Source organism: Streptomyces sp. NPDC005435, from assembly GCF_040703155.1.
Lineage (GTDB): Bacteria > Actinomycetota > Actinomycetes > Streptomycetales > Streptomycetaceae > Streptomyces.
Window position 1 is genome coordinate 194,746 of record NZ_JBEXEQ010000011.1, and the last position, 12,220, is coordinate 206,965.

General features: G+C 74.0%; 14 protein-coding genes. 6 read left to right on the forward strand and 8 right to left on the reverse strand.

Features of this window, described 5'->3' with window-relative positions; all coding sequences use genetic code 11:
- The first annotated feature begins 46 nt into the window (after nucleotides 1–46).
- On the forward strand, nucleotides 47–1,741 hold the full coding sequence (locus AB0898_RS16425) for a GAF domain-containing protein (protein WP_407078353.1): 1,695 nt from the start codon (nucleotides 47–49) through the stop codon (nucleotides 1,739–1,741).
- Nucleotides 1,742–1,799: 58 nt separating this feature from the next.
- Here AB0898_RS16425 and AB0898_RS16430 read toward each other — a convergent pair whose 3' ends face one another.
- Nucleotides 1,800–2,390 carry a rhodanese-like domain-containing protein gene (locus AB0898_RS16430; RefSeq protein ID WP_366803608.1) on the reverse strand — a complete coding sequence of 197 codons (591 nt, stop codon included), beginning with the start codon at nucleotides 2,388–2,390 and terminating at the stop codon, nucleotides 1,800–1,802.
- A 53-nt stretch (nucleotides 2,391–2,443) separates the two neighbouring features.
- Complete coding sequence (locus AB0898_RS16435) at nucleotides 2,444–3,139, reverse strand: NAD(P)-binding domain-containing protein (protein ID WP_366803609.1); 696 nt, start codon at nucleotides 3,137–3,139, stop codon at nucleotides 2,444–2,446.
- A gap of 67 nt (nucleotides 3,140–3,206) precedes the next feature.
- Here AB0898_RS16435 and AB0898_RS16440 point away from each other — a divergent pair, with 67 nt between their 5' ends.
- The 3 genes from AB0898_RS16440 to AB0898_RS16450 all read left to right on the forward strand — a co-directional run bounded on the left by AB0898_RS16440 (nucleotide 3,207) and on the right by AB0898_RS16450 (nucleotide 5,976).
- Nucleotides 3,207–3,566 (forward strand): helix-turn-helix domain-containing protein, encoded by a 360-nt coding sequence (locus tag AB0898_RS16440; RefSeq protein WP_161178193.1) that lies wholly within the window; start codon nucleotides 3,207–3,209, stop codon nucleotides 3,564–3,566.
- Between the two features lie 9 nt (nucleotides 3,567–3,575).
- A complete protein-coding gene (locus AB0898_RS16445; protein ID WP_366803610.1) occupies nucleotides 3,576–4,595 on the forward strand; it encodes a hypothetical protein in 1,020 nt (339 codons plus the stop codon).
- A gap of 88 nt (nucleotides 4,596–4,683) precedes the next feature.
- The gene (locus AB0898_RS16450) at nucleotides 4,684–5,976 is read left to right on the forward strand and encodes a GAF domain-containing SpoIIE family protein phosphatase (protein WP_366803611.1); all 1,293 of its coding nucleotides are present in this window, start codon (nucleotides 4,684–4,686) and stop codon (nucleotides 5,974–5,976) included.
- 57 nt (nucleotides 5,977–6,033) lie between these two features.
- Here AB0898_RS16450 and AB0898_RS16455 read toward each other — a convergent pair whose 3' ends face one another.
- Both AB0898_RS16455 and AB0898_RS16460 read right to left on the reverse strand, forming a co-directional pair.
- Nucleotides 6,034–6,513, reverse strand: coding sequence for a hypothetical protein (locus AB0898_RS16455; protein ID WP_366803612.1), 480 nt, complete (start codon nucleotides 6,511–6,513; stop codon nucleotides 6,034–6,036).
- A 59-nt stretch (nucleotides 6,514–6,572) separates the two neighbouring features.
- Nucleotides 6,573–7,148 carry a hypothetical protein gene (locus AB0898_RS16460; protein WP_366803613.1) on the reverse strand — a complete coding sequence of 192 codons (576 nt, stop codon included), beginning with the start codon at nucleotides 7,146–7,148 and terminating at the stop codon, nucleotides 6,573–6,575.
- A gap of 266 nt (nucleotides 7,149–7,414) precedes the next feature.
- Here AB0898_RS16460 and AB0898_RS16465 point away from each other — a divergent pair, with 266 nt between their 5' ends.
- Nucleotides 7,415–7,768, forward strand: coding sequence for a DUF6343 family protein (locus AB0898_RS16465; RefSeq protein ID WP_366803614.1), 354 nt, complete (start codon nucleotides 7,415–7,417; stop codon nucleotides 7,766–7,768).
- Between the two features lie 98 nt (nucleotides 7,769–7,866).
- Here AB0898_RS16465 and AB0898_RS16470 read toward each other — a convergent pair whose 3' ends face one another.
- The 3 genes from AB0898_RS16470 to AB0898_RS16480 all read right to left on the reverse strand — a co-directional run bounded on the left by AB0898_RS16470 (nucleotide 7,867) and on the right by AB0898_RS16480 (nucleotide 10,255).
- Nucleotides 7,867–8,043 (reverse strand): hypothetical protein, encoded by a 177-nt coding sequence (locus AB0898_RS16470; protein WP_366803615.1) that lies wholly within the window; start codon nucleotides 8,041–8,043, stop codon nucleotides 7,867–7,869.
- A 250-nt stretch (nucleotides 8,044–8,293) separates the two neighbouring features.
- Nucleotides 8,294–8,833: an isochorismatase family protein gene (locus AB0898_RS16475; RefSeq protein ID WP_366803616.1), complete on the reverse strand. Its 540-nt coding sequence runs from the start codon at nucleotides 8,831–8,833 to the stop codon at nucleotides 8,294–8,296.
- A gap of 69 nt (nucleotides 8,834–8,902) precedes the next feature.
- Nucleotides 8,903–10,255, reverse strand: coding sequence for an MFS transporter (locus tag AB0898_RS16480; RefSeq protein WP_366803676.1), 1,353 nt, complete (start codon nucleotides 10,253–10,255; stop codon nucleotides 8,903–8,905).
- A 234-nt stretch (nucleotides 10,256–10,489) separates the two neighbouring features.
- On the opposite strand from AB0898_RS16480, the gene AB0898_RS16485 reads away from it, so the two are divergent.
- Nucleotides 10,490–11,713: a hypothetical protein gene (locus AB0898_RS16485; protein ID WP_366803617.1), complete on the forward strand. Its 1,224-nt coding sequence runs from the start codon at nucleotides 10,490–10,492 to the stop codon at nucleotides 11,711–11,713.
- Between the two features lie 37 nt (nucleotides 11,714–11,750).
- Here the strand turns inward: AB0898_RS16485 and AB0898_RS16490 are convergent, their stop codons facing one another.
- Nucleotides 11,751–12,191 carry an ATP-binding protein gene (locus tag AB0898_RS16490; protein WP_366803618.1) on the reverse strand — a complete coding sequence of 147 codons (441 nt, stop codon included), beginning with the start codon at nucleotides 12,189–12,191 and terminating at the stop codon, nucleotides 11,751–11,753.
- Nucleotides 12,192–12,220: the final 29 nt, after the last annotated feature.

Below are 12,220 nucleotides of genomic sequence, written 5' to 3' on the forward strand. Positions count from 1 at the left end.
CCGAGGGACGTGGAGGAACGTGGTGGCAAGCTCCAAGGAGCCCCGCGTGCTGCTGCCGCAACTGAAGCTCGACGAGCTGCTGGAGGAGCTGCAGGCCCGTATCGACGCGGCCAGGGGCACCCGCGACCGCGTGCACAGCCTGCTGGAGGCGGTGCTCAGCGTCGGGCGCGAACTGGACCTGGAGCAGGCGCTGCACTCCATCGTGGAGGCGGCGGCGGTGCTGGTCGACGCCGAGTACGCGGCGCTCGGGGTCATCGGCCCCGACGGCCGCACCCTCTCCGCCTTCCACACCGTCGGCGTCTCCGACGAGAAAATCACCGAGATCGGCCCCTATCCGCAGGGCCACGGCATCCTCGGCGAGCTGATCCGGCACCCGGAGCCGCTGCGCCTGTCGAAGATCTCCGAGCACCCGGCGTCGTACGGCTTCCCGCCCAACCACCCGCCGATGCGCAGCTTCCTCGGGGTGCCGATCAGGGTCCGCGAGCAGGTCTTCGGCAATCTGTATCTCACCGAGAAGCGCGGCGGGGCGGAGTTCGACGAGGAGGACGAGTCGGTCCTGTCCACGCTGGCCGTGGCGGCCGGGGTGGCCATCGACAACGCCCGGCTGTACGAGGACTCCCGGCTGCGCGAGCGCTGGCTGCTGGCGAACGCGGAGATCACCCACCGGCTGATGCTCGGCAGCGAGCGCGCCGAGGCCCTGGACCTGATCGCGGAGCGCGCCCGGGACATCACCGGCTCCGCGCTGGCCGCCGTCGCCATGCCGGTGCAGGACACCGTCTCGCTCACCGTGGAGATCGCCGTGGGCGCGGGCGCGGAGGCGCACCGGGGGCTCGTCCAGCCGCTCGACGAGGGGCTGATGGGGCTCGCGTACTCCTCGGCCGAGCCGGTGACCAGCGACGACATCACGCGGGACGACCGGATAGACGCCGATCCGACGCGTTTCAAGGGGCTCGGTCCCGCCGTGGCCGTGCCGATCGGCACCGGCGAGGGAGGGGTGCGCGGTGTGGTGCTGCTGGCGCGTGAGGCCGGGGCGTCGCCGTTCACCGGCAAGGAGACCGAGCTGCTCCAGGGCTTCGCCGGGCAGGCCGCGCTCGCGATGGAGCTGGCCGAGCGCCGGCAGGACGCCCAGCAGCTCGCGGTGCTGGAGGAGCGCGACCGGATCGCGCGCGACCTGCACGACCTGGCCATCCAGCGGCTGTTCGCCACCGGGATGACGCTGCAGAGCGCGGGCCGCTTCATCGAGCACCCGAAGGCCGGCGAGCGGGTGCTGCGGGCGGTGGACGACCTGGACGAAACCATCAAGATCATCCGCTCGACCATCTTCGGCCTGCGCACCCGCGACGGCGCGGCCGGCAGCGGGCTGCGCTCCCGGGTCGTGCGGGTGGCCGGCGAGGCGGCCCCCGTCCTCGGCTTCGCCCCCGGGGTGCGCATGGAGGGGCTGATCGACACCGAGGTGCCGCCGGTGATCGCCGACCATGTGGTGGCCGTCCTCTCCGAGGCCCTCACCAACATCGCCCGGCACGCCCGCGCCCACCGCGCCGACGTGCTGCTCACGACCGACGGCCGCGAGGTGCGGCTGCGGGTCGCGGACAACGGCGTCGGCATCCCGCCCGACGGCCGCCGCAGCGGGCTGCGCAACATGGCCGAGCGGGCGGAGCAGTCGGGCGGACGGCTGGAGACGTCGACTCCGGAGGGCGGCGGGACCGTACTGGACTGGCGGGTGCCGCTCCCGGTCACCTGAGCGCCCGGGACGCGCGGCTCACGCCCGGGCCGCTCGGCTCACACCCGGGCCGCTCGGCTCACGCCCGGGCGCGCAGCGCGGCCAGGGCCGTGTCGAGGTCGGCGGTGCGGGGGCGGTTGTACGGCAGCTTGCCCAGGACGACGGCCATGCCGCACGTGTTGCTGAGCGCGGAGAAGACGAGCCCGCCCGCGATCGCGGCCGACAGCAGCTGGAAGGCCGGGTGCACGAGCCACCCGAGCACCAGTCCGAGCAGCACCAGCGCGCCCGCCGTGAAGCGGACCTGCCGTTCCATCCCCCACACCGCCCTGGCCTCGGCGGCGGGCGGTGCGGTCAGCTCGTACCCCTGCGCGGCCCAGGCCCCGGTGCCGCCGTCCAGGGTGGCGGTCACGATCCCCTGCTCGGCCAGCAGCCGGCTCGCGCTCTCCGCCCGCGCCCCCGACGCGCACACCACGAGCACCTCCCCGTGCCGCGCGGCCTGCTCGATCTCGGGCAGCGCCCGCCGCACCTGGTCCAGCGGGACGTTGAGGGCCCCGGGCAGATGCCCCGAGGCGTACTCGCCCGCCGTGCGCACGTCGATCACGATGAACTCGTCCAGCCGCGCGCGGACCTGCTCGGTGCCGAGAACGACCGGGGTGGGGAAATTGGCCATGGCCGGAATGTACGGCACGGGCGGCGCGCATACGTCATGGGACGGGTCGGGTTTCACGGAGCGTTCACGGTCCGGGACGCCCCCGCCGCCCCTGCCCCTGCTCTCGCCCCCGCCGCGTACGCCAGCGGTGGCGCGATCGCCTGGGCGTCCGCCCCCTCCCCCACCCACAGCCCGATGAACAGCGCGGCCGTCGCCTCCAGCAGCCCCGCCCGGTCGAGCCCTCCGGCGGCCAGCGGTGTGCAGCCGGCGTCCCGTACGAGGGTGTGGACGGCGGCGAGCGCGGCCGGGTCGTCGCCGCAGACCGGCACGGCGAGCGGGCGGCCGTCGAAGACGGGCGGGGTCATGCGCCACACGTCCTCGTGACAGAGGTTGAACGCCTTGACGACCCGGGCACCCGGCGCCGCGAGCGCCAGCCGCCGCGCGGCCGACGGGCCGTCGCCGGTCAGCAGCCGGAAGCCGGGCGCCCCGACCGGGTTGGCGCAGTCGAGCAGCACCCTGCCGTCGAGGACGGTACGCAGCTCCCGCGCGACCTCCTCCCCCGCGCCGTAGGGCAGCGCGGCGAGGACCACCTCCCCCGCCAGGGCCGCCCCGGCGAGATCCCCGTGCCGTACGCCGTCCCCGAGCCGCTCCGCGAGCCGCCGCGCGCGGTCCGCGTCCCGTCCCCCGACGGTCACCTCATGGCCCGCCCGCACCCAGTGCGCGGCGAGCGCGTCCGCCATGTTCCCCGTGCCCAGCACCCCGATCCGCATCGAACTACCCCTTCCCGTAAGCGATTTGAGTGCCACGTTAGAGGGACCGTCGGGCACCATTCGGTACGTGACGACCGAGCCCTTCCTCGCGGACTGCCGCGCCCGCCTCGCCTTCGACCTGCTGTCGAACACCTGGAACGCGGTGGTGCTCCGGGCTCTGCGCGACGGCCCCCTACGCCCCCGCGAACTGCGCGCCCGCATCGGCGGGATCAGCCCCAAGGTCCTCACCGAGACACTGCGTCGGCTGCGGTTCAACGGCCTGGTGGAACGGCACGCGTACGCCGAGGCACCACCCCGCGTCGAGTACCGGCTCACACCCCTGGGCCGCACCCTCCTGGCCCCCCTCGACACCATCGGCGCCTGGGCCTTCGAGCACGGGGACGAGGTGATGGAGGCGCAGGCACGGGCTGTCGGTGGTACGCCCTAGGGTCGCGGCATGAGACGAACCACGCCCCCGCGCCCGTTGGACGTAGAGGCGCTCTTTCCCGAGCTGGCGGCCCATCGGGGCACCACGACCCGGCTCCACCCGCGCCCGGGCGCACCGGCCGTCGAGGACAGCTCCGTCGGCGGCCCGCTGCTCTGGCCGGCCGGTGAACCCTGGCCGGTGTGCACCGAGCCGCACCCGCACGCGCGCGGCAGGCGCCCGGCGGACATCCACCGGGAGCGCGCGACGCTGCACGCCGCGTGGCGCGGTGACCCGGAGCACGGGCCCACGGACGAGGACCGACGGATCGTGGACGAGGCCCGGCAGCGCCACCGCGCGCCGGACGAGGCCGCGACCGCCCCGCTCCCCCTGATCGCCCTCGCCCAGCTCTACCGCCGGGACATACCCGACCTCCCGGACGGCCCGGACGGCTGCGATCTGCTCCAGGTGTTCTGGTGCCCCTTCGACGCGCACGGCCCCACCGGTCACGGCATGCTGCTCGACCTGCGGTGGCGCCGGTCGGACGAGGTGACCGACGTACTGACGGCGCCGCCGCAGCCGTACGTCGTCGGCTTCGAGGGGTACGTGCCCGAGCCGTGCGTGCTGCACCCGGAGCGGGTGACCACCTATCCGTTCGCCGGTCTGCTGCCCGAGGAGCTGTGCGCCCGGATCGACGCGTGGGAGGAGGCCCGGGAGGAAGCGGCCGAGGAAGCCGAGGAGGCGCCCGCGGGTTATCAGTACGACCTCTCCATCCCGCCCGGCTGGCGCGTCGGCGGTCCCGCCTCCTGGCACACCACCGACCCGGCCGAGATGGACTGCCCGGCCTGCGACACGCCGATGCGGCTGCTCCTGACCGTGGACAGCACGGAGTGGGACGGCGGCAGCGGCAGCTGGCGTCCGCTGGAGGACCACGGGCTGCCCACGCACGTGTACGCCCGGCCGACCGAGGTCGTCGTCGGACGCTCGGGCGAACTCAACGTCTTCGTCTGCCCGGTGGACCCGTCCCACCCGCACCGCCGGAGCGTCCAGTGACGGCCCCCGTGTGAAACCGGGCCCCCGATGGGGCGTTTCCTCCCGGTCCGGGCCGGGCGAACCCGCCCGAACCGGGTAGGGGGATGCCATGGACAGCTTCGAGGTGGACGCGGCACTGCAGGAGGCGCTCGACCGCCTCACCCTGCTGAACCAGACCGGCGCCGTCCTGGCGAGCACCCTGGACGCGGTCGAGGGACTGCGCCGGGTGTGCCGGGTCCTCGTCCCCGCGCTGGCCGACTGGTGCGTCGCCGACCTCATGGACGAGGCCGGCCGGCTGGAGCGGGTGTGCGTCACCCATCACGACCCGGACACCGCGTTCACGGGCCTCACGGGCGTGCTGCCTCCCGTGCGCGAGGACTCCGGCGGACCGTGGGCGCGTGTCCTGCGCGGCGCGGGCGCACTGCTGCTGTCCCCCGAGGAGTTCACGCCGGACAACGCCCCGGGCGACCCGCTGCACTCGGTCAACTCCGACCTGTTCCGGCGCATGGGCGGCGCGTCCGGCGTGGTGGCGCCGCTGCGCGCCCGGCGCCGTATCCTCGGCGCGCTGGCCCTGGGCCGCGGCCCCGGGCGCCCGCCGCTGGGGTCCGGCGACCTGGACCTCGTCGAGGGGCTGGCGCACCGCGCCGCGCTGTACGTCGACAACGCCCGCCTGTACTCCGAGGTGCAGCACATCGCCGAAAGGCTGCAACGCTCGCTGCTGCCCGCGCTGCCGGTGGTGGACGGCCTCGGGATCGCCGCGCGCTACTCCCCCGCCACCTCCACCGCGCAGATCGGCGGGGACTGGTACGACAGTTTCGTCCTGCCGGGCGGCGACACCGCGCTGATCATCGGGGACGTGACGGGCCATGACCTCCAGGCCGCGGTGACGATGAGCCAGATCCGCAACATGCTCCGGGGTATCGCCTGCGACCGCCAGGAGCCGCCCGGACACATCCTGCGCCGCCTGGACCTCGCCATCGCCGCGCTGAACCCCCACCAGACGGCGACCTGTGTGTACGCCCTGCTCAAGGGGCCCGGCGACGACGGCCAGTACGCCCTGGACTGGGCCCGGGCCGGGCATCTGCCGCCGCTGGTGGTGACCGCCGACGGCGACACCCGGTATCTGGAGGACGCCCATGGGATGGTGCTGGGGGTGGATCCCCGGGCCCACCGGACGAGCGCCACGAGCATCCTGCCGCCCGGCGGCACCCTGCTGCTCTACACCGACGGTCTGGTGGAGCGGCGCGGCGAGCCCCTCGACCACAGCCTCACCCGGCTGCGCCAGCACGCGGCGGCCCTGGTCGGCCAGAGCCTGGACGTGATGTGCGACGAGCTGATGGCGGGGATGCTTCCGCACGGCAGCGACGACGTCGCGCTGATCGCCCTCCGCCTGCCGGTGTGAGGCGGAGGGCGATCAGCAGGCCGGGGTGGGTCCGCGCCGGCGACGCGCGACGGGCCGTCAGGCGTGGAGCAGCTTGTTGAAGAAGGTGCGGTACTGCTGGAGCGCCACCCGCAGCCCCTCCGTCTCGACCTCCTGGCCCCGGCTCCACCGGTCCTCCAGCTCCTTCTTGTGGTCGGCGAAGGTCTCGGCCAGGGACTGGATGACCTCGGCCACCAGCGCGTCGGCCGAGTGGACCGCGTCCTTCGGGTCGTCCACGAAGGTGCCCTGGATACGCGTCCAGCGCTCGCGGTAGTCCTCCGCCTGCTCGGGCTCGATCAGCGGCTCGGCGTCCGGCTCGGGCGGCCGCGCGCCCTGCCCGCCGGGCGCCCGCTCGTCGGCGCCGCCGGCCGTCCGGCCCCCGGCCCGCTCCTCCGGCGTGGCGGTGCCCTCGCCGGGATAGGCGGGCGGCGACTCGGGCGCGGCGCGCCGCTCGGGATGCGCCAGATCCTCGGTGGTCAGTCCGCCGTCGGTGGCGTCGGTGTGGGTGTCGTGCGACATGGCGAGTTCCCTTCCTTGTCCTGGGGCCGTACGGTCGGGCCGCGTGCTGGGGCGTACGGTCAGGCCGCGTGCGGCGAGCCCCCGCGCCGGTGTGCGCCGCCCGTGCCGCCGAGGAGTTCCTGGAACAGGGCGCGGTAGTGCACCATGGCGCCGCGCAGTTCCTCGGTGGTCGCCTCGCCGTTCTCGTTGCGCCGGCTGATGTCGTGGGCGGCGCGGTACTGCTCCAGGGTGTTCGCGTGCTCCACGGAGAGGTCCTTGAGCCGCTGCTCGAAGCCTTCCGTCGGATAGCCGCGGTCCCGCATCAGCTGGGTGACCAGCCGGTCGGCGTCCGTGACGCTGCGGTCGGGGTGGTCCACGAACTCCTGCTGGGCCTTGTCCCAGTCCTCGGCGTACCGCTCACGGGCGCCCGGGGGCAGCTCGCGGATGTCGAGATCGCGGTGCCGCTTCTCCCGGGAGTGCAGCTCGCGCTCGGCCGACAGCCTGCCGTCCCCGGAGCGTACGGCCCTGTCGTACTCGGGTCCGAAGCGCTCGCGCAGCCTGCGGCGCCGTACCACGAAGAAGACAGCCAAGGTGATCAGCGCCAGGATGACCACGATGGGGACGATGATGGCGATCAGCGTTTCAGTGGTGGACATGGGACCTCCCCATGAGTCCGTCGGCCGAGTCCGCCGACGAGTGCGGTCCGGTGGCGGGGTTCCTCGTTCGGCGGGGTTTCCCCGCTCCCCCTGCGACTGCCCCCGGCACCCTCGGACACACCTGCGCGTCCGTCGGCGGCGGAGGGCGTGATTGTGCCGGGCGCGTCCGGGTACGCGGGGCGCGGCGGAACCCGGCAGACCGTTCACGGGCCGTCGTCCGCGGACCGGCGGCGGGCTCCGTCCCTCGGCGACAGCGGGAGGCTCTCATGCGGCGACGGCAATCCCCGGCGAACCCGGCGGGCGTTCCGCGCTCGCGTTCCGGCCTGGTCGGCCGCCGCTGGGAACGCACCGGCACCGAGCCGGTCAGGGCACGCAGCGCGCTGAAACTGCGGCTGGTGCTCAGCGCGATCGGCGTCCTGGCCTTCCTGTTCGGCACGGTCGTCTTCAGCGTGTGGGCGAGCAGATCCACGCCGGTCAGCAACCCCACCGCGATGGAACTGAGCGTGCTGGCCGCCATCTGCGCCGTCTTCGCGCTGCTCGGACTCGTGGACCTCGTGGTCGTCGTACGGCGCCGGGCGCGGGAGCGGGAGGGGTGGCCGGCGGAGGAGGAGCCGCTGTGAGCGGGGCGGTGCCGCGATGAGCGGTCGCGCTCGGCGCGACGGCGGACAAGGCACTGCCCGGCCCGGACGGGTCGCGGACCTCGGACGGGTCGCGGGGATCATCGGATCCTGAGGGTGGTGGTGAGGGCGGCGGCGACGGTGACCAGGGACGCGAAGGGCACCATCACGAGCCGTACCAGGTCCACCGCGCGCGACAGGCGGCACCGTCGGCAGTCGTGGCGAGGGGCGGGCGACGGCGGTTCGTCGTCGCCCGCGTGCTCCGGGAGCAGGAGCACACGGCACCACGGGCAGTCGTCGTCGCGACAGTCGAGCCGGAACCAGTACACCTCACCGGGTGCTCGGCGGTCGCTTCCCTGCCCGTGCGCGCCGTCCCTCATACCTCACGTAACGGCAAGGCCCTGGGGAGAGGTTGCGGTCGGTGTCGGCCGCACGGTCGTTCTGCATATGCCTGACCGACGCCCGAACGACCCTGCGGCCGCCCGACTGCGACGGCCCGGACGGCAACCGTCCGCCAGGAACACGCCCTTACGAGGGCTGGGGCGCCATGAAGTCGACCTCTGCGGCGGGCAGCACGCGCACGCTGCGGTCGGGAAAGTCGATGTGCCGGTAGATCTCGTTGTGATGGGCGATCGACTGGTCGGGCGGGACGAAGTCCGTCGGCTGCGGGCGGACGGACGTGGTGTGTCCGTCCGCCACCAGGACCAGGTCGTAGCCGCGGCTGAGGGCCTGGCGGGCGGTCGTCTCCACGCAGTTCTCCGTGGCGAAACCGGTGACCAGCAGCTCGGTCACGCCGAGCCGGACCAGCGTCGCGTCGAGGCCGGTGTTCAGGAAGGCGTCCGCAGTGGTCTTCGTGACCACCGATTCACCTTCACGTGGCGCCAGTTCGGGCACGGTGTCGCCGCAGCCCCGCTGTCGCACGGTGATGACGGGAACGCCCTCGGCACGCGCCCGGGAGCTCAGATCCGCGAGGGTGCGGACGGTCCGGTCGGGGCGGTGCATGAGGGGCAACGACTCGTCCTGCATGTCGATGACGAGGAGCGCGCAGCGGTACGGCGTCGATGGCATCGGGCCACCGTAGTGGCGGCCCTCGGGCGACGGCCATCGGTCGTGACCCGCGCTGTTGCCCCCGAGCCCTCACATCCCCCTGTCCGCCTCGGCGACGGGCTGCCCCGAGGCGCGTTGCCGGCCCGCGGCCGTGATCCGCGTCCGCCCCGCCAGACACCCGGCTCCCGCGACCGGAAGCATCAGGAGCGTGAACGCACCGGTGAACGCGGGGAGTTGACCGGTCGACGCCGCCGAGAGTGCCGTGAACACAGCCGATGTCACCATCAGGACCAGGGTCTGTCCGAGGTTCTGCGCGGTCTGCAGCGCGCCGCTCGCGTACCCTTGCCGGCCGGCCGGAGTGTGCGCGAGGGACAGCAGGGTGAGGGACGGTGTCGCGAGCCCCATGCCGACGGCGGCCACCACCATCGAGGACACCGCCACGGCCGAGGGCACCGCCGGGACGGTGCACAGGGCCGCCACGACGACCGCCACCGCCATGATCGCGGCCCCGACCGCGACGAGCCGGTGCCTCGGCACCCGGTGATGCAGGCGCCCCTGCACCCAGGACGCCCCGGCCCAGGCGAGCGCCGCCCCGGTGAACGCGAGCCCCGTCACCGTGCCCGGCACCCGGCGCGCCGTACTGAGCATCAGGGGGACGAAGGCTTCCAGGGTGAAGTACGCGCCGGAGGTGAGCGCGCGCAGGAGCACGGTGGCGGGCAGTCCGGCACCGGCCCGCCAGGTGCGCGGCGGCAGCAGGCGCGGGGCGAACGCCACGAGCAACGCCACCCCGGCCGACGCGCACACCACGTGCCGTACGTCCCAGGCGGTGACGCCGTACTGGGTGAGCGCCGCGGCCACGCTCACCGCCAGCGCGGCGGGCAGCGCGGGCCGCCGTACGGACGCCCCGGAACGCACGGGTTCAGGCGCCGTGCCCGGCCGTCCGCGAAGGAGCAGCACCGCGGCCACCGCGGGGATCAGGGTGAGCCCGGCGAGGCCGAAGAACACCGCGTGCCACGACCACCGTGTGGCGACGAATCCGGCGAGCGGCGGGCCGGCCAGTGACGGCACGATCCAGCAGGCGCTCATGAGGGACAGGACGCGGGCGCGCAGATGATCGGGGTAGGACTGCCCGACGGCCGCGTTGACGGACACGGCCACCAGGCCCGCCGCGATCCCGTCGGTGAAGCGTCCCAGGGCCAGCTGCCAGATGGTGGTGCTGGTCGCGGAGACGAGGAGCGTCGCGACGGACAGGATCACCCCGGCGGTCAGCGGCCGCCGGGCCCCGCCCCGGTCCGCCCACGCCCCGCCCAGCACCCCGCCGAGCAGACTCGCCGCCACGAACGCCCCGGCCACCAGCGGGTAGAGACCGACTCCGTCGAGGTCCCGGGCGGCCACCGGCAGCAACGGCATCACCGCCAGCGCCGCGAACCCGGTCAGGAACATGACGGCGGCGAAACTCGCCGTGACGGCCAGATACGTCCGGGAGAAGAGCCCGGGGGCGGAGGAGGACTCCGCCGGCTCACAGGGGTCGCTGGTCACCGGCAGCAACGTAGGGCCTGGCTCCGCCCCGGAACAGCGCTTTTCGGGAAGCCCCCACGCACCGCGGGGGGTTTTCCCCGCGTGATGCGGAGGGTTGCTCCATGTCCGGGCGGTACGGCCGACGGGCACGATCCGTCCATGACTTCACGGCAGACGAAAACCCGGATCGTGGCCGGGGCTCTGGTCCTCGGCTGTGTCTCCCCTCTGGCCGTTCCGGTCCCGGCGTCGGCGGCCGGCGCTCCCGGCGGCCAGGCGCGTGGCGGGACCGTCGTCTCCGTCGAGCGGGTGGCGGCCCTGACGGCGGAGGAAGTGGCCGGGGAACTCCAGGGGAAGATCGACTCGTCCCGGGTCCGCTACGGCGTGACCGCCTACCGGGTCGCCTACCGCACCACGGACAGCGCGGGCGCGCCCACGACCGCGAGCCAGCTCGTCGTCCTGCCCAGGAACGGCGCGCGCCACCTGTCCACCGTCTCCTGGCTGCACGGCACCACCGTCCACCGCGATGACGTCGCCTCGGTGAATCCGCAGTCGAACGACCGGCTGGCCGCGCTGCTGTTCGCCTCGACCGGGCGGGCCGTTTCGGCGCCCGACTACGTGGGCCTCGGCTCCGGCGAGGGCTTCCACCCCTACGGTGACCCGCGCGCCACGGTCGCGGCCTCGGTGGACGGCCTGCGCGCGGCACGGACCGTCGCCCGCCGCGACGGCCGGGAGCTGAAGCGGGAGGTCCAGGTCAGCGGGTTCTCGCAGGGCGGCCCCGCGACCATGCTGACGGGCCGGGCGCTGCGGCGGCAGGAGGCCGGCCCCTACTTCCGGCCGGGCGCGCTCGCCCCGGTCGGCGGCCCCTTCGACCTCTCGGCCTTCGAGGCCGCCGCGGCCGACGACAAGATCGCGAAATCCGGGCTCTACCTCGCCTACTTCGCCACCGCCTGGAACCGGATGTACGGCCTCTACGCATCACCGGCCGACGCCTTCCGCTCCCCCTACGACCGCACGGTGGAAGGCCTCTTCGACGGCCGGCACACCTCCGCGCAGATCGCCGCCGCACTCCCGGCGGCCTCGAAGAACCTGTTCACCGAGGACTTCCTGAACAAGATCCGCAAGCCCGACGGCGTCCTCGCGGACAGGCTGCGCCCGCTGGACCACACCTGCGACTGGCACCCGGGCGTACCGGTGGAGATCTTCCACGGCCGGGGCGACAAGGACGTCGACTTCCGTCACGCGGCCTACTGCGCGGGACAGTTGACGAGGAACGGCGCCGCACCCCGGCTGACCGACGTCGGCGACTACGACCACAACGGGTCGGTACGGCAGGCCCTGCCCCGGATCATCGACTTCTTCGACGAGTCGGCGAGGACCGGCTGAGGGCGCGGATCCCGTCGTACGAGCGGGCCGTCCCCCGTCAGGCCCGCAGCGTCGCCCACACCGCGTTCCCCCCGGTCAGCCGTGAGCGGTCCACCCCCCAGGCGTCGGCCAGTTCGCCGACCAGCAGCAGTCCCCGTCCGCTCTCGTCGTCGGGTTCCGGCGCGCAGCGGGCGAGGCCCTGGCCGGAGTAGTCGTGGTCGTGCACCTCGACGCGGAGACAGCCCGCGGAGACCATGCCCAGACCGCACAGGATGCGCACGCTCGGCGTGTGCCGCACCGCGTTGGTGGTCAGTTCGGAGACGAGCAGCACGGCGTCCGCGCACAGTTCGCCGGACAGCCCCCAGCCGTCGATCCGCGTGCGCACACAGCGACGGGCGACCCGGACGCTGGAGCGGTGCGAGGGTAATTCGATCCAGTGCGCCTGGTCCGGGTCGGCGACGTCCAACAGGTCGGGGGAGGAAGTCGTGTGGGGGGACACGGTGGTTGCCTTCCGTCGGACGGACTCGG

Excerpts from the sequence above, each read along its gene's own strand:
- AB0898_RS16450 (WP_366803611.1), top strand. The coding sequence starts at position 4,684 with ATGGACAGCTTCGAGGTGGACGCGGCACTGCAGGAGGCGCTCGACCGC.
- AB0898_RS16475 (WP_366803616.1), bottom strand. The coding sequence starts at position 8,833 with ATGCCATCGACGCCGTACCGCTGCGCGCTCCTCGTCATCGACATGCAG.
- AB0898_RS16435 (WP_366803609.1), bottom strand. The coding sequence starts at position 3,139 with ATGCGGATCGGGGTGCTGGGCACGGGGAACATGGCGGACGCGCTCGCC.
- AB0898_RS16445 (WP_366803610.1), top strand. The coding sequence starts at position 3,576 with ATGAGACGAACCACGCCCCCGCGCCCGTTGGACGTAGAGGCGCTCTTT.
- AB0898_RS16465 (WP_366803614.1), top strand. The coding sequence starts at position 7,415 with ATGCGGCGACGGCAATCCCCGGCGAACCCGGCGGGCGTTCCGCGCTCG.
- AB0898_RS16455 (WP_366803612.1), bottom strand. The coding sequence starts at position 6,513 with ATGTCGCACGACACCCACACCGACGCCACCGACGGCGGACTGACCACC.
- AB0898_RS16460 (WP_366803613.1), bottom strand. The coding sequence starts at position 7,148 with ATGTCCACCACTGAAACGCTGATCGCCATCATCGTCCCCATCGTGGTC.
- AB0898_RS16480 (WP_366803676.1), bottom strand. The coding sequence starts at position 10,255 with ATGTTCCTGACCGGGTTCGCGGCGCTGGCGGTGATGCCGTTGCTGCCG.
- AB0898_RS16485 (WP_366803617.1), top strand. The coding sequence starts at position 10,490 with ATGACTTCACGGCAGACGAAAACCCGGATCGTGGCCGGGGCTCTGGTC.
- AB0898_RS16430 (WP_366803608.1), bottom strand. The coding sequence starts at position 2,390 with ATGGCCAATTTCCCCACCCCGGTCGTTCTCGGCACCGAGCAGGTCCGC.